This is a genomic window from Micromonospora sp. NPDC049203 (genome assembly GCF_043197215.1).
Classification (GTDB): domain Bacteria; phylum Actinomycetota; class Actinomycetes; order Mycobacteriales; family Micromonosporaceae; genus Micromonospora.
The window spans coordinates 253,439-271,735 of the sequence record NZ_JBICSV010000001.1 but is presented as its reverse complement, the minus strand read 5'-3'; the positions used below and the strand labels follow the sequence as shown (position 1 = coordinate 271,735).

General features: G+C 71.9%; 17 protein-coding genes. 10 read left to right on the top strand and 7 right to left on the bottom strand.

Annotation, left to right across the window (positions count from 1 at the left end; translation table 11 throughout):
• Positions 1 to 51: 51 nt before the first annotated feature.
• The 4 genes from recA to rny all read left to right on the top strand — a co-directional run bounded on the left by recA (position 52) and on the right by rny (position 5,019).
• Positions 52 to 1,101 carry a recombinase RecA gene (recA, locus tag ACGFIA_RS01235; protein ID WP_013284729.1) on the top strand — a complete coding sequence of 350 codons (1,050 nt, stop codon included), beginning with the start codon at positions 52 to 54 and terminating at the stop codon, positions 1,099 to 1,101.
• Between the two features lie 11 nt (positions 1,102 to 1,112).
• A complete protein-coding gene (locus ACGFIA_RS01230) occupies positions 1,113 to 1,805 on the top strand; it encodes a regulatory protein RecX (protein WP_357382566.1) in 693 nt (230 codons plus the stop codon).
• A gap of 49 nt (positions 1,806 to 1,854) precedes the next feature.
• On the top strand, positions 1,855 to 2,559 hold the full coding sequence (locus tag ACGFIA_RS01225; protein WP_357382568.1) for a 3-keto-5-aminohexanoate cleavage protein: 705 nt from the start codon (positions 1,855 to 1,857) through the stop codon (positions 2,557 to 2,559).
• Positions 2,560 to 3,252: 693 nt separating this feature from the next.
• On the top strand, positions 3,253 to 5,019 hold the full coding sequence (gene rny / locus ACGFIA_RS01220; protein ID WP_357382570.1) for a ribonuclease Y: 1,767 nt from the start codon (positions 3,253 to 3,255) through the stop codon (positions 5,017 to 5,019).
• A gap of 71 nt (positions 5,020 to 5,090) precedes the next feature.
• Here rny and ACGFIA_RS01215 read toward each other — a convergent pair whose 3' ends face one another.
• From ACGFIA_RS01215 to ACGFIA_RS01200, 4 genes are all read right to left on the bottom strand, one after another.
• Positions 5,091 to 5,969: an amino acid ABC transporter permease gene (locus tag ACGFIA_RS01215; protein ID WP_393257811.1), complete on the bottom strand. Its 879-nt coding sequence runs from the start codon at positions 5,967 to 5,969 to the stop codon at positions 5,091 to 5,093.
• The gene (locus ACGFIA_RS01210) at positions 5,966 to 6,622 is read right to left on the bottom strand and encodes an amino acid ABC transporter permease (RefSeq protein ID WP_357382574.1); all 657 of its coding nucleotides are present in this window, start codon (positions 6,620 to 6,622) and stop codon (positions 5,966 to 5,968) included. The genes ACGFIA_RS01215 and ACGFIA_RS01210 overlap by 4 nt, the downstream gene beginning before the upstream one ends.
• A 78-nt stretch (positions 6,623 to 6,700) precedes the next feature.
• Positions 6,701 to 7,636, bottom strand: a complete 936-nt coding sequence (locus ACGFIA_RS01205; RefSeq protein WP_357476162.1) for a glutamate ABC transporter substrate-binding protein — start codon at positions 7,634 to 7,636, stop codon at positions 6,701 to 6,703.
• Positions 7,637 to 7,688: 52 nt separating this feature from the next.
• On the bottom strand, positions 7,689 to 8,444 hold the full coding sequence (locus tag ACGFIA_RS01200; protein WP_357382577.1) for an amino acid ABC transporter ATP-binding protein: 756 nt from the start codon (positions 8,442 to 8,444) through the stop codon (positions 7,689 to 7,691).
• Between the two features lie 198 nt (positions 8,445 to 8,642).
• On the opposite strand from ACGFIA_RS01200, the gene selD reads away from it, so the two are divergent.
• Positions 8,643 to 9,632 (top strand): selenide, water dikinase SelD, encoded by a 990-nt coding sequence (gene selD / locus ACGFIA_RS01195; protein WP_393257805.1) that lies wholly within the window; start codon positions 8,643 to 8,645, stop codon positions 9,630 to 9,632.
• Between the two features lie 214 nt (positions 9,633 to 9,846).
• Positions 9,847 to 10,326, top strand: coding sequence for a hypothetical protein (locus tag ACGFIA_RS01190; protein WP_357382581.1), 480 nt, complete (start codon positions 9,847 to 9,849; stop codon positions 10,324 to 10,326).
• 71 nt (positions 10,327 to 10,397) lie between these two features.
• Here ACGFIA_RS01190 and ACGFIA_RS01185 read toward each other — a convergent pair whose 3' ends face one another.
• Positions 10,398 to 10,565 carry a hypothetical protein gene (locus ACGFIA_RS01185; protein ID WP_393257801.1) on the bottom strand — a complete coding sequence of 56 codons (168 nt, stop codon included), beginning with the start codon at positions 10,563 to 10,565 and terminating at the stop codon, positions 10,398 to 10,400.
• Positions 10,566 to 10,585: 20 nt separating this feature from the next.
• Between ACGFIA_RS01185 and miaB the strand changes: the two genes are divergently transcribed.
• Positions 10,586 to 12,085 (top strand): tRNA (N6-isopentenyl adenosine(37)-C2)-methylthiotransferase MiaB, encoded by a 1,500-nt coding sequence (gene miaB / locus ACGFIA_RS01180; protein ID WP_357382583.1) that lies wholly within the window; start codon positions 10,586 to 10,588, stop codon positions 12,083 to 12,085.
• 98 nt (positions 12,086 to 12,183) lie between these two features.
• Here the strand turns inward: miaB and ACGFIA_RS01175 are convergent, their stop codons facing one another.
• Positions 12,184 to 13,806, bottom strand: coding sequence for a cellulase family glycosylhydrolase (locus ACGFIA_RS01175; protein ID WP_393257797.1), 1,623 nt, complete (start codon positions 13,804 to 13,806; stop codon positions 12,184 to 12,186).
• A gap of 332 nt (positions 13,807 to 14,138) precedes the next feature.
• Positions 14,139 to 15,347 (bottom strand): DUF349 domain-containing protein, encoded by a 1,209-nt coding sequence (locus ACGFIA_RS01170; RefSeq protein ID WP_357382587.1) that lies wholly within the window; start codon positions 15,345 to 15,347, stop codon positions 14,139 to 14,141.
• Between the two features lie 201 nt (positions 15,348 to 15,548).
• Here ACGFIA_RS01170 and ACGFIA_RS01165 point away from each other — a divergent pair, with 201 nt between their 5' ends.
• The 3 genes from ACGFIA_RS01165 to dapF are packed head-to-tail and all read left to right on the top strand — an operon-like array spanning position 15,549 to position 18,026.
• On the top strand, positions 15,549 to 16,268 hold the full coding sequence (locus ACGFIA_RS01165) for a hypothetical protein (RefSeq protein ID WP_357382589.1): 720 nt from the start codon (positions 15,549 to 15,551) through the stop codon (positions 16,266 to 16,268).
• Complete coding sequence (miaA, locus tag ACGFIA_RS01160) at positions 16,265 to 17,170, top strand: tRNA (adenosine(37)-N6)-dimethylallyltransferase MiaA (protein ID WP_357382591.1); 906 nt, start codon at positions 16,265 to 16,267, stop codon at positions 17,168 to 17,170. The genes ACGFIA_RS01165 and miaA overlap by 4 nt, the downstream gene beginning before the upstream one ends.
• A gap of 7 nt (positions 17,171 to 17,177) precedes the next feature.
• On the top strand, positions 17,178 to 18,026 hold the full coding sequence (gene dapF, locus ACGFIA_RS01155) for a diaminopimelate epimerase (RefSeq protein WP_393257792.1): 849 nt from the start codon (positions 17,178 to 17,180) through the stop codon (positions 18,024 to 18,026).
• The last annotated feature ends 271 nt before the right edge of the window (positions 18,027 to 18,297 follow it).

Sequence of the window (18,297 nt, the reverse complement as noted above, 5' to 3'; positions counted from 1 at the left end):
CGCGTGACGCGAAGCTCAGGAAAGACGCCGGCGAAGGCAGGGGTGGCAACGATGGCAGCAGGGCCTGACCGGGAGAAGGCGCTCGACCTTGCTCTCGCTCAGATCGACAAGCAGTTCGGCAAGGGTTCGGTGATGCGCCTGGGGGAGCGGCCCGTCGTGCAGACGGCCGTCATCCCGACCGGCTCCATCGCGCTCGACGTGGCGCTCGGCGTGGGCGGTCTGCCCCGCGGCCGGGTGGTCGAGATCTACGGTCCGGAGTCCAGCGGTAAGACCACCGTCGCGCTGCACGCGGTCGCAAACGCCCAGCGGGCCGGCGGCATCGCCGCGTTCATCGACGCGGAGCACGCGCTCGACCCGGAGTACGCGCGGGCCCTCGGCGTCGACACCGACGCCCTGCTGGTCTCGCAGCCGGACACCGGCGAGCAGGCGCTGGAGATCGCGGACATGCTGGTCCGCTCCGGCGCTATCGACATCATCGTGATCGACTCGGTGGCGGCCCTGGTGCCGCGCGCCGAGATCGAGGGCGAGATGGGCGACAGCCACGTCGGTCTCCAGGCCCGGCTGATGAGCCAGGCGCTGCGGAAGATCACCGGTGTGCTCAACAACACCGGCACCACCGCGATCTTCATCAACCAGCTCCGCGAGAAGATCGGCGTGATGTTCGGCAGCCCGGAGACCACCACCGGTGGCCGGGCGCTGAAGTTCTACGCCTCGGTCCGGCTCGACGTGCGCCGCATCGAGAGCCTCAAGGACGGCACCGACGTGGTCGGTAACCGCACCCGGGTCAAGGTCGTGAAGAACAAGGTCGCCGCGCCGTTCAAGCAGGCCGAGTTCGACATCATGTACGGCAAGGGCATCTCCCGTGAGGGCTCGCTGATCGACGTCGGCGTGGAGCAGGCGATCATCCGCAAGTCCGGCGCCTGGTACACCTACGACGGTGACCAGCTCGGCCAGGGCAAGGAGAAGGCCCGCGAGTTCCTCCGCGAGAACCCGGACGTGGCGGCCGAGATCGAGAAGAAGATCCTGGAGAAGCTCGGCGTCGGCACCGGTGGTGCGGGCGACGCCGCCGGTGGCCCGGAACTGCCGCCGGTCGACTTCTGATCCGCTGACCCGTGGCAGGACGACGCGCCCGTACGGGCCGGGGCTGGGATGCCGGCCCACCCCGTACGGGCGACGCCACAGGCACGCCCCGGCCCCGCCGGGGGCGCCGTGATCGCGCGGCGGAGCCCGATGCTGGGGAGGCTCCGGCTCCGCCGCGCGACGAGGCCGAACTGGCCCGGGAGATCTGCCTGCGGCAGCTCGCGGTGCGTCCGCGTACCCGGGCCGAGCTGGCCGGCGCGCTGGCCCGTCGCGGCATCTCCGAGGAGGTCGCCGAGCAGGTCCTCGACCGCTACGACGAGGTGGGCATCGTCGACGACGCCGCCTTCGCCCGTGCCTGGGTGAGCAGCCGGCACGCCGGCCGTGGGCTGGCCCGCCGGGCGCTCGCCAACGAGCTGCGCCAGCGCGGCGTCGACGGCGAGGTCGCCGGCGCCGCCCTGGACGGGCTGGACGAGGAGACCGAGGCGGAGACCGCCCGTGCCCTGGTGGAGCGCAAGCTGCGCAGCGCCCGGGGCGAGCCGGACGCGGTGTTCCGCCGCCTGGTCGGGATGCTGGCGCGCAAGGGCTACCCGCCCGGGGTGGCGATCCGGGCGGTGAAGGACGCGCTGGCCGCGCAGAGCGCCGAGGCGGCCGAGTTCGCCGAGCACATCGACGCCGACGCGATGGCCGACGCCGAACACGACCTCGACTCCCGCCGGCTCGACTGACCGACTGGCCGCCCGGGTCGTGGCTTCCGTCCCGAGGAGAGGCACACCAGTGCTGAAGGCGTGTCTCAACGGCACACGACGGCGGGACGAGCACCCCGCCGTGCCGCTCACCCCGGCGGAACTGGCCGCCGACGCGGTGCGCTGCGCGGCCGCCGGGGTGGCGGCGGTGCATGTGCACCCGCGCGACGACACCGGCGCCGAGTCGCTCGGCCCGGCGGTGATCGCCGCAGCCGTCACCGCCATCCGGGCCGCCCGGCCCGGCCTGCCGGTCGGGGTGAGCACCGGCGCCTGGATCGTCCCCGACCCGGCCGAGCGGGTCGCCGCCGTCCGCGCCTGGACGGTGCTGCCCGACTTCGCCTCGGTGAACGCCCACGAACCGGGAGCGGCGGAGGTCGCCGCCGCCCTGGGTGAGCGTGGCGTGATGGTCGAGGCCGGTCTCTGGACCCCGGCGGCTGTCGACGCCTGGCGCCGCTGGTCCGCGCCCACCGGACGGATCCTCGTGGAGTGCGTGGCCGAGCAGGTCGAGACGGCGCTCGCCGACGCCGCGGCGATCCTGGCCGCGCTGCCCGGCGGGCACCCGCCGGTGCTGCTGCACGGCGAGGGCCCCGCCACCTGGCCGGTGTACGCCGAGGCGGTCCGGCGGGGCCTGCACACCCGGATCGGCCTGGAGGACACGTTGCTGCTGCCCGACGGCACCCCTGCTCCCGACAACGCCGCGCTGGTGACCACCGCCCTGACCACCACCGCCCGCTGATTCACCCGGCCAGGGCGGTGATCAAGGAGTTTGTGTCGCTCGGGGGGTCGTGGGTGGACGTCAACTCCTTGATCACCGGGGGTGGGAGGGTGGAGTGGCGGCCTGCGCAGGGGAGTGGATCATGAGCGTGGGAGGGTATGGGCAGGTCGGGAGGTCAAGTCGCGGGAGTGAGGGTGAGGTTTGTCCGGGGGTGTCCGGCATCTGGACACCACTGAGTGACGCGGCAACTTCTCTCCGTCCGGGTGGTTTGATCATGACTCCTTGACCGAACGGCACCTCGCGACCTAGCCTCGCCATACAGGCTCACTTTGCCCGACCAGCGCAGGCTAAGCGCACAACATAGATCTCGTAACAGAACAGCATCACTTTGGCCAGCTACACCGGCCCTTGACGGGCGCTCCGGACCCTTCGGAGCCTCCGACAACTGCAACCGGCCGCCAGCGGTGCCCTCACGGGGACACCGCCGACGGAAAGCTGCCCACAGCCAGCCGCTCCGGTCGGGCGTCCAGAGCCGCAGGCGCGTGTCCTTCACGCGTGCTGCGGCGCCGACGTTCAGGGGGAGGCGGCCATGGCAGGGCGGCACAGGTTCACCGGCGGACTGCCACACGGCCCCTCCGCGACGGGCGACACGCCCCGTACCGCCACCGGGCCCCGGCGGGCGGGCGTGTCCGCGTGCCGGTTCGGAGCGGCCGGATGAGCGCCTTCGACATCGTCCTCCTCGTGGTCGTGCTGCTGCTCGTCGCGGTGGTGGTCGGCGCCGTGCTGTTCGGCGTGCGTACCCTCAAGCGGCTCAGCCTGGCACCCGCGCCGGAGGACCCGGCCTTCATCGCGGAGAAGGACCGGCAGGAGCAGTCCCTCGCGGCGTTGCGGACCGCCGCCGACGAGGTGAACAGCACGATCGACGTGGCGAAGTCCGCCGCCTCCGCGGCCCGGGCCGAGGCGGCCGCCGCCAAGGCCGAGGCGAAGGCCGCCCGGGCCGAGGCGCGGCGGGTGCTCGACGACGCCCGGGCCGAGGCCGACACGGTGCTGGAGCGGGCGCACAAGCAGGCCGAGGCGGACGCCGAGCAGTTGCGTACCGCAGCGCGGCGTAGCGGCGAGCGGGAGGTGGCGGTGCTGGCCGCCACCACCCGGGAGCAGGCGGCCGAGGTGGAACGCCGCGCCGCCCGGATGGACGAGCGGGAGCGGCTGCACACCGAGGAGGTGGAACGGCTCGCCGAGCGCGAGCGGCAGCTCACCGCCGCCACCGCGGCCCTGGCCGTCCGGGAGGCCGCACTGGCCGAGCGGGAGCGGGCGCTGACCGAGGTGGAGGAGCAGCGCCGCCGGGAGCTGGAGCGGGTGGCCGGGCTGACCGCCGACGCGGCCCGCGCCGAGCTGGTCGAGTCGATCGAGGGGCAGGCGAAGCGGGAGGCCGCGCTGCTGGTCCGGGAGATCGAGGCAGACGCCCGGGGCAGCGCCGAGCAGCGCGCCCGCAACATCGTGGTGGACGCCATCCAGCGGGTCGCCAGCGAGCAGACCGCCGAGAGCGTGGTCAGCGTCCTGCACCTGCCCGGCGACGAGATGAAGGGGCGCATCATCGGCCGGGAGGGGCGCAACATCCGCGCCTTCGAGTCGGTCACCGGCGTCAACCTGATCATCGACGACACCCCCGAGGCCGTGCTGCTGTCCTGCTTCGACCCGGTACGCCGGGAGGTCGGCCGGGTCACGCTGGAGAAGCTGGTCCTCGACGGCCGGATCCACCCGCACCGGATCGAGGAGGTGTACGACCTGGCCCGGCAGGAGGTGGAGGAGCTGTGCCACCGGGCCGCCCAGGACGCGCTGGTCGAGGTGGGCATCACCGAGATCCACCCGGAGCTGGTCACCCTGCTGGGCCGGTTGCGCTACCGCACCTCGTACGGGCAGAACGTGCTCAAGCACCTGGTGGAGAGCGCGCACATCGCCGGGGTGATGGCCGCCGAGCTGCGGCTGGACGTGCCGACGATCAAGCGGTGCGCGTTCCTGCACGACATCGGCAAGGCGCTCACCCACGAGGTGGAGGGCAGCCACGCGATCATCGGCGCGGACGTGGCCCGCAAGTACGGCGAGAGCGAGGACGTGGTGCACGCCATCGAGGCGCACCACAACGAGGTGCCGCCGCAGACCATCGAGGCGGTGCTGACCCAGGCGTCGGACGCCTGCTCGGGCGGGCGGCCGGGGGCGCGGCGGGAGAGCCTTGAGGCGTACGTCAAGCGGCTGGAGCGGATCGAGGAGATCGCGGCCGGCAAGCTGGGCGTGGAGAAGGTCTTCGCCATGCAGGCGGGCCGCGAGATCCGGGTGATGGTCAAGCCGGACGACGTGGACGACATCGGCGCGGCGGTGCTGGCGCGGGACGTGGCCAAGCAGATCGAGGAGGAGCTGACCTACCCGGGGCAGATCCGGGTGACAGTGGTGCGCGAGTCGCGGGTCACCGAGATCGCCCGCTGATCCAGCGGCAGGACGGGAAACGGGCGGGTGGGGAAGAACCCCACCCGCCCGTTTCCCGTCCTGCCGCTGGATCAGACCAGCCGCGTGGCGCCGGTCCCACCGTCGGTCTGCGTCGACGCCACCGGCTTGGCGGCGCTGCGCGGCAGCCGGGTCAGCCGCTTCTGCAGCCACCAGGCCAGCACCGACAGCAGGCCGCAGATGCTGATGTAGATGGCCGCGACGATGAGGTACGTCGGCACGTACGGCAGGCCGAAGGCCAGCCGGCCGCCGATCTGCTTGCCCACGAACAGCAGCTCCGGGTACGTGATGATGAAGCCGAGCGCGGTGTCCTTGAGCAGCACGACGAGCTGGCTCACGATCGCCGGGAGCATCGACCGGAACGCCTGCGGCAGCAGGATCAGCCGCAGCACCTGGTTCTTGCGCATGCCCACCGCGTACGCGCCCTCGGACTGCCCGTACGGCACGGCGTTGATGCCGGCGCGGAAGATCTCCGCCAGCACCGAGCCGTTGTAGAGGGTCAGCCCGATGACCAGCGCCCAGAACTTGTCGATCGGCCAGCCGTACTGCAACGGCACGTAGTAGCCGAAGAAGATCAGGATCAGCAGCGGGATCGCGCGGAACAGCTCCACCACGAACGTGGCCGGAGCGCGGAACAACACCTTGTCGCTGAGCCGGGCGCTGGCGAAGAACGCGCCGAACAGCAGCGCCAGCACGGTGGCGACGGCGGCGACCTTCAGCGTCGCCCAGAGGCCGTTGAGTAGTTCCCGCTGCACGGCCGCGTACTGGAACTGCTCCCACTTGCGGGCCTCGAACTGGCCGGTCTGGTCGAACTTGTAGACCACGAAGGCGAGCAGCGCGACGATCGCGGCGATCGAGACGATGCCGAGGATACGGTTGCGCAGCCGGGCCTTCGGGCCGGGGATGTCGTAGAGGACGCTGCTGCTGCTCATCGGGCCACCGCCCACTTGCGCTCGAGGAACCGCTGGAGCACCACCAGCGGGAGGATCAGGATGAGGAAGCCGATCACGATCCAGGTGAGCACGACGAACTGCGGCTCACCCCGTTCCGACATGTACGCCGGGATGGCGCCCGCTTCCAGCACCGAGAAGCCGGCGGCGATCGTGGTGTTCTTCAGCATGGCGATGAGCACGCTCATCATCGGCGGGACCATGGCCCGCAGCGCCTGCGGCAGCACGATCAGCGTGAGCACCTGGCCGAACGTCATGCCCAGCGCCCGCGCGGCCTCGGCCTGCCCGGTGGCCACAGTGTTCACGCCGGAGCGGATCACCTCGCAGATGAACGCCGACGTGTAGGCGATCAGGGCGATGCAGGCGCTGTTGAAGTAGTCGATGTTCACGTCCAGCTTCGGCACCGCGAAGACGAGGAACGCGAACACCAGCGTCAGCGGGGTGTTGCGGACCAGGTTGACGTACGTGGCGCCGAACGCCCGCAGCGCCGGGACCGGGGACACCCGCATCGCGCCGAGCAGTGTGCCGAGGACGAGACTGCCCACGCCGGCGATCAGGAACAACTTGACTGTGTTGTAGAACCCGTCGCGGAACAGGCTCGCGTTGTCCGTCAGGACGCGGAAGAACTCGCCCATACCTCGCTCTCACTCTCTCCAGACGGGACCGGGCGGGGAGGACGACCTCCCCGCCCGGCCCGACGTCGGTGCGGACCGTCAGTACCGCTCGAGCTGCGGCGGGGTGGCCGGCGAGCCGGACTTGCCGAGCGTGCCGTCGTAGATCTTCTTCCAGGTGCCGTCGGTGAACGCGGCCTCGATCTGGTTGTTCACGTAGTCACGCAGCGCCTTGTCGTCCTTGGGCAGGCCGATGCCGTACTTCTCGGTGCTGAACGGCTGGCCGACGACCTTGAGCTCGTCCGGGTTCTGCGCGGCGTAGCCCTTGAGGATGGCGTCGTCGGTGGTCACCGCGTCGACCTTCTTGTCGAGCAGCTGCGAGACGCACTCGGAGTAGGTCTTGAACTCGACGATGTTCTCGCCCTCGGTCAGGCCCTCGTCGCGGATCTTCTGGATCGGCGTGGAGCCGGTGACCGAGCAGACCTTCTTGCCCTTGAGGGTGTCCTTGCCGGTGATCGACGACTCGTCCTTGCGGACCAGCAGGTCCTGGCCGGCGACGAAGTACGGGCCGGCGAAGGAGACGTCGTTCTTGCGCTTGTCGGTGATCGAGTACGTGCCGACGTAGTAGTCGATCTCGCCACCCTTGATGGCGGTCTCCCGGTTGGCGGAGGCGATCTCCTTGTACTCGATCTTCGCCGGGTCGACGCCGAGCGTGCTGGCGACGTACTGGGCGATCTCGATGTCGAAGCCGCAGCGCTTGCCCTGGGCGTCCTTGTAGCCGAGGTTCGGCTGGTCGAACTTGACGCCGATGACGACCTTGCCGGCCGACTTGATCTTCTCGAAGGCCGGGCTGCCGGCGACGTTGGCGTCCGCCTTGGGGGTGAAGGTCACGCCCGAGCTGCTGCAGCTGTCGCCCTGGGCGCCGCCGCTGGCGTTGCCGCCGCCGCTGGGGGCGGGGTCCCCCTCCTTGCCGCAGGCCGCCGCGGACAGGGCGAGCGAAGCCATCATGGCCACCGCCGCCACGCGCTTGAAACGCATACTCATTCTCCTTCTTCGATGGGGCCGACGTGGCGGCTCCACATACGGGCGCTCAGTGAGTGAGGATCTTGGAGAGGAAGTCCTTGGCCCGCTCGCTGCGCGGGTTCGCGAAGAACTCGGCCGGCGGCGCGTCCTCGACCAGCTTGCCGTCGGCCATGAAGATGACCCGGTTGGCCGCGTGCCGGGCGAAGCCCATCTCGTGGGTGACCACGACCATGGTCATGCCCTCGCGGGCCAGCGACGTCATCACGTCCAGCACCTCGCCGACCATCTCCGGGTCCAGGGCGCTTGTCGGCTCGTCGAACAGCATCGCCTTGGGCTGCATCGCCAGCGCGCGGGCGATCGCCGCCCGCTGCTGCTGGCCGCCGGAGAGCTGCGCGGGGTACTTGTCGGCCTGGTTCGCGATGCCGACGCGCTCCAGCAGCGCCAGCCCGCGCTCACGGGCCGCGGCCGGCTTCTCCTTGCGGACCTTGACCGGCCCCAGCGTGACGTTCTCCAGGATGGTCTTGTGCGCGAAGAGGTTGAACGACTGGAACACCATGCCGACCTCGCTGCGCAGCTTGGCCAGGGGCTTGCCCTCGGCCGGCAGCGGCTGGCCGTCGAAGGTGATGGTGCCGTTGTCGATCGGCTCCAGCCGGTTGATGGTGCGGCAGAGCGTCGACTTGCCCGAGCCGGACGGGCCGATGACCACGACCACCTCGCCCCGTTCGACGGAGAGGGACACGTCGTCGAGCACGTGCAGCGGCCCGAACCACTTGTTGACCCCGTCGAGCACGATCAGCGGGTCGCCCGTCGTCACGTCGTCCACCGTCCCTGTCGTCCATGGCGGAATTCGGGTGTCGGTCGACCCCCGGTTGGGCAACTGTAGGCGGCGTGATGTGGCAGAACGCAACTCAGATGGTCACGGAGCGGTAACACCGATCACCGGCGTACCGGCCCGTCCGAATTTCGTCACCGTCGGGTGGGCCGACTGGCGCCGTCGCCGCAGGCGGGAGATCATGAGGCGATGACCGACGCGATCCGGCTGACCGACTACGCCCGCGGTGGCGGCTGCGCCTGCAAGATCCCACCGGGCGAACTGGAGGCGATGGTCGCCGGTCTCGGCGCCACCGGCGGCTCGGCCGACCTGCTGGTCGGCCTGGAGAACGGCGACGACGCCGCGGTGGTCCGGCTGGACGAGCGGACCGGCCTGGTCAGCACCGCCGACTTCTTCACCCCGGTGGTCGACGACGCCTACGACTGGGGGCGCATCGCCGCCGCGAACGCGCTCTCCGACGTGTACGCGATGGGCGGCACCCCGCTTGTCGCGCTCAACCTGCTCTGCTGGCCGCGCGGCGTACTGCCGCCGGAGATGGCCCGCGAGGTGCTGCGCGGCGGTCTGGACGTGGCCCGGGAGGCGGACTGCCACCTGGCCGGCGGGCACAGCGTGGACGACGACGGCCCGAAGTACGGACTGGCGGTCACCGGCGTGGTCCGGCCGGACGAGCTGATCACGCTCGACGCCGGGCGGGCCGGCCTGCCGCTGTCGCTGACCAAGCCGCTCGGGGTGGGCGTGCTCAACACCCGGCACAAGCAGACCGGGCAGCGCTTCCCGGAGGCGGTCGATTCGATGGCCAGCCTCAACCGGGACGCGGCCCGCGCGGCGATCGCCGCGGGCATCCGCTGCGGCACCGACGTGACCGGCTTCGGCCTGCTCGGGCACGCCTCGAAGCTGGCCCGCGCGAGCCGTCTGACGGTGGCGATCGACGCGGCGGCGGTGCCGTACCTGCCGGGTGCGCGGGAGGCGCTGCGCGACGGGTTCGTCAGCGGCGGCACCCGGCGCAACCTGGAATGGGTCACCCCGTGGACCGACTTCGGCGGCGCCGACGAGGGGGAGCGGCTGCTGCTGGCCGACGCGCAGACCTCCGGTGGCCTGCTGGTCGCCGGTGAGGTGCCGGGCGGCACGGTGATCGGTGAGCTGCTGCCGGCCTCGGAGCACCTGATCCGGATCCGCTGAGCCGTCGATTTCGCGGCGTGGCCGGGCCACCGGTGCGGCACCGTACCCGATAAACTGTCATCTTCCAGCTACTCTGGGCAACGTCGCCCGAGGGAATTTTGCCCGGAATGGTCACAGACCGGTAACTTGCGCCCGGCTGAGGGCAAATGCCCTCCACCATCGTCAGTAAGGCCCGATCCGGAGGCCGGTGGAACGAGCGCAGCGAGGAGGCGGCATGACCGAGCTGTGGAACTGGAGAATCGACGGCGGCGAGCCGGTGGAGGTCTACCCGGCGCTGGCCGAGGCGCTCGGCCGGGTGGTGATGCCCATGGCCGTCGCCGACCCGGTCCGGCTCCCCGCGTACGCGGTGGTCTGCGACGTGTGGGAGGCGCCCGGGCTGTACGGCACCGTGGTCGACTGTTACGGCGTGCCCGAGAGCCTGGCCGAGCTGCCCGCGCTCGCGGCGCTGGCCCGGCTGATGGGCCGCAACTGCCTGATGCGTGACGACACGCTAGACGCCGGCCGGCACCTGCTTGTCGCGCCGGACGGCACGATCCGCCCGGTGCACTTCGACGTGGCCGACACCGACGACGGCGAGGTGCTCAGCCACCACCGGCTCTGCACACAGGCCGACCCGCGCTGCCGGGGCTGGTCGCAGTGCCACCGCTCCCGCTGGGCCCCCGACTCGGTCGCCCCGGCGCTCGCCGCCGCCTGAGCGCGGCCACGCCGCCGGGTGAAGGCCGGGCCCGCCGTGCCCGGCCGGCGGCGAGCGGGCGGCGGCCCGGCTCAGCCCCGGGCCGCCGGCTGCGGTCGCGCACCACGAGGCGGCGTCGCGGTGGCGGCGGCCACGGCGTCCACGTCGAACGCGGCGGTGTCGTGCCGCCGCTGGGGTGTGGAACCCGGAGATCTTCCGGACGTACCCGGCTCCGCCTCGTTCGAGCAGACCGGCACCACCCGGATACGCTGTCCGGGTCATGACTACCGCAGCCGCGGGCAGCCCGCGCACCTACCAGGTGCGTACGTACGGCTGCCAGATGAACGTGCACGACTCCGAGCGCATCTCCGGCCTCCTCGAAGACGCCGGGTACGTGCGCGCCGCCGAGGCCGACGATCAGCCCGACGTGGTGGTGTTCAACACCTGCGCGGTCCGGGAGAACGCCGACAACCGGCTCTACGGCAACCTGGGCCATCTGCGCCCCGTGAAGGCGAAGCACCCCGGGATGCAGATCGCGGTCGGCGGCTGCCTGGCACAGAAGGACCGCGGCGACATCGTCCGCAAGGCCCCCTGGGTGGACGTCGTCTTCGGCACGCACAACATCGGCTCGCTGCCGGCGCTGCTGGACCGGGCGCGGCACAACGCCGCCGCCGAGGTGGAGATCCTGGAGGCGCTGGAGGTCTTCCCCTCCACGCTGCCGACCCGGCGCGAGTCGACGTACGCCGGATGGGTCTCCATCTCCGTCGGCTGCAACAACACGTGCACGTTCTGCATCGTGCCGTCCCTGCGCGGCAAGGAGAAGGACCGCCGCCCCGGCGACATCCTCTCCGAGGTCCGCGCGCTGGTCGACTCCGGCGTGCTGGAGGTGACGCTGCTCGGGCAGAACGTCAACTCCTACGGCGTCGAGTTCGGCGACCGGTACGCGTTCGGCAAGCTGCTGCGCGCCTGCGGCGACATCGACGGTCTGGAGCGGGTGCGGTTCACCAGCCCGCACCCGAAGGACTTCACCGACGACGTGATCGCCGCGATGGCCGAGACGCCCAACGTCTGCCACTCGCTGCACATGCCGTTGCAGTCCGGCTCGGACGACGTGCTGCGGGCGATGCGCCGCTCGTACCGCTCGGAGCGTTACCTGGGGATCATCGAGAAGGTGCGGGCGGCGATGCCGGACGCGGCGATCACCACCGACATCATCGTCGGCTTCCCGGGCGAGACCGAGGCCGACTTCGTCCGCACCCTCGACGTGGTCCGGGAGGCGCGGTTCTCCTCGGCGTTCACGTTCCAGTACTCCAAGCGACCCGGCACCCCGGCCGCCACGATGGACGGGCAGCTGCCCAAGCAGGTCGTGCAGGAGCGTTACGAGCGGCTGATCGCCTGCGTCGAGGAGATCACCTGGGCGGAGAACAAGAAGCTGGTCGGGGAGACCGTCGAGGTCCTGGTGGCGGTCGGCGAGGGCCGCAAGGACGAGCGCACCGGCCGGATGTCCGGCCGGGCCCGCGACGGCCGGCTCGTGCACTTCGCCACAGGTGAGCTGGCCGGCCGGATCCGCCCCGGCGACGTCGTGCACACCACTGTCACGTACGCCGCCCCGCACCACCTCAACGCCGACGGAGCCCCGCTGGCGCACCGGCGTACCCCGGCCGGGGACGCGGCCGAGGCGGGACAGGTCCCGCGTACGCCCGGGGTGCTGCTCGGACTGCCGACGATCGGCGCGCCGGCCCCGTCACCGGCCCCCACCGGCGGCTGCGCCGCCCACTGACCGCCCCCGCGTAAGGAAGGGCCCCCTCTTAACACTCAGTGTTAAAAGGGGGCCCTTCCTCTACCACAGGCGTTAATAAGGGGCCCTTCCTTGCACGGTCAGCAAGCGGTGCCGTTGAGCCTGACCGTGGCGGGGGCGGCGGCGGTGCCGTTGGCGGTGAAGCCGACGGTGACCGACGCGCCCGGCGCCAGCGACGACGCCCAGGCCGGCGCGGCGGCGGTCACAGTGGTGCCGGACTGCGTGACAGTGGCGTTCCAGCCACTGGCGAGCGTCACCCCGGACGGCCAGGTCCAGGTGGCCGACCACGGGTTCACCGCGGCGGTGCCGGTGTTCTTCACCGTCAGTTCGCCCTGGAAGCCACCCGCCCAGGAGTTGATCTGCTTGTAGGTGGCGGTGCAGCCGCCGGTCACCGGAGGCGGCGGGGTGGTGGGCGCCGGCGAGGTGTTCGGGGTGCCGGTGGGGGACGGGCTGGTGGTGCCGCCACCGCCGGTCGGCGGGATCAGGTACGGCGTGAGGATGTCCTGCTTCGGCTGGTTGACAGTGGTCCAGTCGTCGTTGGCGATGCCGCCGGTGTCACCTGAGTTCGGGTTCCACGACCAGTACGTGAACGACATGCCGTTGACGCCGGTGCCGGTGTACGCCATCAGGTTCTGGAGCCAGATCTTGTCCTTGGGGTCCTGGAGCGTGGTGCCGAACTCGCCCATCATGATCGGCGCGATGTTCTGCTTGTAGAGGTAGCCCCAGTACTTGTCCCAGATGGCCGGCATGTTCGCCGGGTACGACGGGTCGTCGAACCACGCCTGGCGGTAGACCGAGGTGGCGTACTCGTGCGGCGAGTAGACCAGCCGGTTGGTCACGTTCAGCCGGACCGGGAACTGCCCGGCCTTGGACAGGTTGCCGCCCCACCAGCCGCAGTCCTCGTCGTTGCTGGGGTCGTTGTCCCAGACGTTCGACAGGCCGCCGCTCGGGCAGCTCACTCCCTCCACGAAGATCAGCCAGTTCGGCTGCACGCCGAGGATCGCGTTGCCGGCCCGCTCGGCGGCCAGCCGCCAGTCCCGGGCGGTGTCGCCGCAGCCCCAGCAGGCGCCGGTGGCGGCCGGGTTGGTGCCCTCGGCGTGCGGCTCGTTGTGCAGGTCCGCGCCGATCACAGTGGTGTTGCCGGCGTACCGCTGGGCCAGCGTCTTCCAGTCGTTGATCCAGGTCGCCTCGGAGACCGTCGAGGTGTACCAGAGCGGCGACTGCCCGGCCGACGTCGGCCGGTGCCGGTCCAGGATGACCCGCATCCCCTTGCTGCCCGCGTAGTCGATGACCTTGTCGAGGATCTGCAGCGGGGAGAGCCCGATCAGGTCCGGGTTGACGAAGTCGTTGATGCCGGTCGCTGTCGCGCCGGGCTTGAGCGCGTCGTTCGAGTACGGGATGCGCAGCGTGTTGTAGCCCAGCCGGGCCATGGTGTCGAGCTGGGAACGCCACGGGTTGCTCGACCACAGGCCGTGGAACGTCTTGTTGTCGGTCTCCATCCCGAACCAGTTGATGCCGGTCAGCCGGACTGTCGTGCCCGTACTGTCGACGATCTTGTTGCCGCTGGTGTGCAGGTAACCGGTGCCGGTGCCACCGGCCGCCGCGGCGGCCGGTGCGGTGGAGACGGCGGCGGCGACGAGAACGCCTGCTGCCGCGGTGGCGAGCGCCGTCAGGGCGCCGCCGAGGGCGGTGCGTCGGTGCATGGAAGCTCCACTTCGGATGCCCGCGCCGCGCAGGCGCCGCGGGCGGCAGGACCAGGAGGATCGGCCCGCTCCTCATCGAGTACGCGCGACAGCGCGCGCCGGGCCGGTCACGTGGACGGCCACTCGCGGAAATGCGCACCGGCGATCGTCGACGGCGTCTGTCAGCCGTCGATGCCCTCGTGCCGGTGCCGGAACCTGGCTCCGCCGCTCATTCTGATCAGCGCGCCTCGATGCGTCAACCCGGCGGCGGAAAGCCGGAGAGCCCCCGGCCGACCAGGCCGAGGGCTCCCCTGAGATGTGTGTCCGCCGGCCCGCGGGCCGGGGCGCTCGTGTCAGCCGGCCTGCTCGGCGAGCTGGAGGAACTGACGCTTCGAGGCGAGCGCCTGCTCGGCCTCCTTGATCCGCCGGGCGTCACCGGCGGCCTGGGCCCGGGCCAGCCGGTCCTCCGCCTCGGCGACCTGGGCGCGCATCTGCGCCAGCAGCGGGTTGTCCTCCTTGGAGGTGCGCCGCCACGCCGAGTCCATCACCTCGCGGACCTTGTCGTCCACGGCCCGCAGCCGGCGCTCCAGCCCGGCGGCGGCCTCGCGGGGCACCCGGCCGGCCTCGTGCCACTGCGCCTGGATCTCCCGCAGCTTCGCCTGGGCGCCCTTCGGGTCGCCGTCCACGTCCAGCGCCTCGGCCTCGGCCAGCAGGGCCTGCTTGCGCTCCAGGTTGGCGCGCTGCTCGTTGTCGCGCGCCGAGAAGACCTCGCTGCGGCGGCTGAAGAACTCGTCCTGCGCGGCGCGGAACCGTTCCCAGAGCTTCTGCTCGGCCTCCTTGGCGGCGCGCGGCGCGGCCTTCCACTGGGCCATCAGGTCCTTGAGCTGACCGGCGGTGACACCCCAGTCGGTGGACTCCTTGAGCTTCTCCGCCTCGGCGACCAGCTCCTCCTTGACCGTCTGCGCCTGCTTGCGCTGCTGGTCGAGGGAGGCGAAGTGGGCGCCCCGGCGGCGGGTGAAGGCGTCCCGCGCGGCGGCGAACCGCTTCCACAGCTCACCGTCGGTCTTCTTGTCGACGCCGCGGATGGTCTTCCACTCGTCGAGGATCTCCTTGAGCCGGTCACCGGCGGTCTTCCAGCCGGTCGACTCGGCGGCCAGCTTCTCGGCCTCCTCGACCAGGGTGGTCTTGCGCGCCAGCGCCTCACCCCGGGCGGCCTCGCGGGCGGCCTTGGCCTCGCCGGCCTTCTCCTCGGCGACGGCGGCCAGCTTGTCCAGGCGGGCGGCGAGGGCGTCGATGTCACCGACCACGTGCGCCTCGGCCAGTGACCCACGGATCCGGCGGATCGTGGTCAGGGAGTGGCCGGCGTCAGCCGCGCCCGAGTTGAGCCGGGCCTCGGTCAGATCGACCTCGGTCACCAGGTCGGCGTAGCGCCGGGCGAAGTGGGCGAGCCCTTCCTCCGGTGCCCCTGCCTGCCAGGATCCGACCACCCGCTCGCCCTCGGCGGTCTTGACGTAGACGGTGCCGTCCTCGTCGACCCGTCCGAAGGCAGTCCAGTCGCTCATGTGCCCATCCTCGTTCTCCCGGCGTCGAGGGGAAAGCCCTCGGCCGCCGCCACGGCGCAGCAAACTTTCTCCCGGCATTGTCACAGGTCCGCCCCCGTCCGTGTCGAGCGCCTGTCGCCGACCGTGACCATACGGTGTTGTACGCCCTCGATGACCGGATCGGCGCGGGGACGCACCGGGGGACCCCGATAGGTTGGGGGCGTGCCACTGGTCGCCGCCGCCGTCTGCCCCCACCCGCCGCTCATCGTGCCCGAGCTGGCCGGCGCCGCCGCGCCCGAGCTGGACGACCTGCGCGCCGCTGCCGACGCGGCGGTCGCCCGGCTGCTCGCCGCCGGCCCCGAGGCGATTCTGCTGGTCGGCGGCGGACCCGAGACCGTCCGCTTCACCACCGCCGAGCACGGTTCGCTGCGCCCGTTCGGGCTGGACCGGTACGTGCGGCTCTGGAAGGTCAACTGCGCTGGTGGGACCCGCCTTCCGCTGAGCCTGACCGTCGGCGCCTGGCTGCTGAACCGCTCCGGCACGGAACTGCCCCGGCTGGCCCGGTCGGTGGCGCACGACGCCACACCGGCGGAGTGCGCGGCGTTCGGCGCGAGCCTGGTCGACGACGACGATCCGCGGGTCGCGCTGCTCGTGCTCGGTGACGGGTCCGCCTGCCGGGGCGTCAAGGCGCCGGGGTACGACGACCCGCGCGCCGAGGCGTACGACGAGGGGGTCGCCTCGGCGCTGGCCGGCGCGGACGCCGACGCCCTGCTCGGCCTGGACCCGGGGCTGTCGGCGGAGCTGCGGGTCGCCGGGCGGGCGGCGTGGCAGGTGCTGGCCGGCGCGGTCGGGGCGGCGGGCGGCGACTGGCGCGGCGAGCTGAGCCACCACAGCGCGCCCTACGGCGTCGCCTACTTCGTGGCGAACTGGGAGCGGGCATGACAGTCGTCGCTGTGGTCGGGCCGACGGCAGCCGGGAAGTCGGCGCTGAGCATCGCGCTGGCGCACGCGCTCGATGGCGAGGTGGTGAACGCCGACTCGATGCAGCTCTACCGGGGCATGGACATCGGCACCGCGAAGCTGACACCGGCCGAGCGCGAGGGCGTGCCGCACCACCTGCTGGACATCTGGCCGGTGACCGAGCCGGCCAGCGTCGCCGAATACCAGACGCTGGCCCGCGCGGCGGTCGACGACATCCTGGCCCGGGGCCGGGTGCCGCTGCTGGTGGGCGGCTCCGGGCTGTACGTGCGGGCGGTGCTGGAGCGCTTCGAGTTCCCCGGCACCGACCCGGCGCTGCGGGAGCGGCTGGAGGCGGAACTCGCGGCTGTCGGCTCGCTGCCGCTGCACGCGCGGCTGGCCGAGGCGGACCCGGGCGCGGCGGCGAGCATCCTGCCCACCAACGGGCGGCGGATCGTCAGGGCGCTGGAGGTGATCGAGCTGACCGGCGCCCCGTTCACCGCGTCACTGCCGTCGCCCACGCCGTACTACCCGTCGGTGCAACTCGGCGTGGACCTGGACACCGCGCTGCTGGACGAGCGGATCGCGCTGCGGGTGGACCGGATGTGGGCCGACGGGCTGGTCGACGAGGTGCGGGCGCTGGTCGGCGAGGGGCTGCCCGACGGGCGGACGGCCAGCCGGGCGCTCGGCTACCAGCAGGTGCTGCGGTTCCTGGCCGGCGAGCTGACCGAGACCGAAGCGCACGAGGAGACGATCCGCGCCACCCGCCGGTTCGTCCGGCGGCAGCGCTCCTGGTTCCGGCGTGACCCGCGCGTGCACTGGCTGGACTCGGCCTCACCCGGGTTTCTCGACACTGCCCTGCGGGCGGTCGCCGAGCATCGGCGATGATGGGGGCGTGGAGTTCACAAAGGGTCACGGCACCGGCAACGACTTCGTCATCCTGCCCGACCCGGACGGCACCCTCGACCTGACACCCGGCCTGGTCGCCGCGCTCTGCGACAGGCGGCGCGGGCTGGGCGGCGACGGCGTGCTGCGCGTCCTACGGGCCGCCAAACACCCCGAGGGCGTCGCGCTCGCGGGCGAGGCCGAGTGGTTCATGGACTACTGGAACTCCGACGGCTCGTTCGCCGAGATGTGCGGCAACGGGGCCCGCGTGTTCGTCCGCTACCTGCTGGACCGTTCGCTGGCCGTCGCCCCGCCGGGCGGGACGCTGCCCATCGCCACCCGCGCCGGCCTGGTGCGGGCCCGCGTCGAGGGCGCCGACGTCGCGGTCGAGATGCGCCGCCCCCGGCTGTACGACACGGCCACCGCCACGCTCGACGGGCTGACGGTGCCCGGCACCGCCGTGGACGTCGGCAACCCGCACCTGGTGTGCCCGCTGCCCGCCGCGCTGGAGCTGGCCGCGCTCGACCTCACCCGCGCGCCCGAGGTGGACGCCTCGACGTTCCCGTCAGGGGTGAACGTCGAGTTCACCACGCCGGGCGAGCCGGTCGCCGGCACCGACGGGCACGTGCTGATGCGGGTCTACGAACGCGGCTCGGCCGAGACGCTCTCCTGCGGCACCGGCGCGTGCGCGGTCGGCGCGGTGGCGTTGCGCGACGCCGGCCTGGACACCGGCACGGTGGCGGTGGACGTACCCGGCGGACGCCTCACTGTCACCGTCACGGCCGACTCCTGCTGGCTCTCCGGCCCCGCCGTCCTGGTGGCCACAGGCACCCTGACTCCCGCAGCCCTCCACCCGTAGCCCACCCCCGCCCTCCCGCCCCCGCCCCTCCCCGCCCCCTCCCCGGTGATCAAGGAGTTTGCGGCGGATTCCGGCACTCCGGATGACACAAACTCCTTGATCAACACGGTGACGGGTGGGGCTGGCCGCACGCCGGGTGGCCGAGCCGCTGATGCTGGAGATCTTGGACGATTCGGGCCCCTATGAGGGCCGTTTCCTTCCAAGATCTCGGGCGAATCCGCGTGCGTGGCCGGGAGACGTGGTCGCGTGTGTAGGCGGAGGGTGTGCGCGT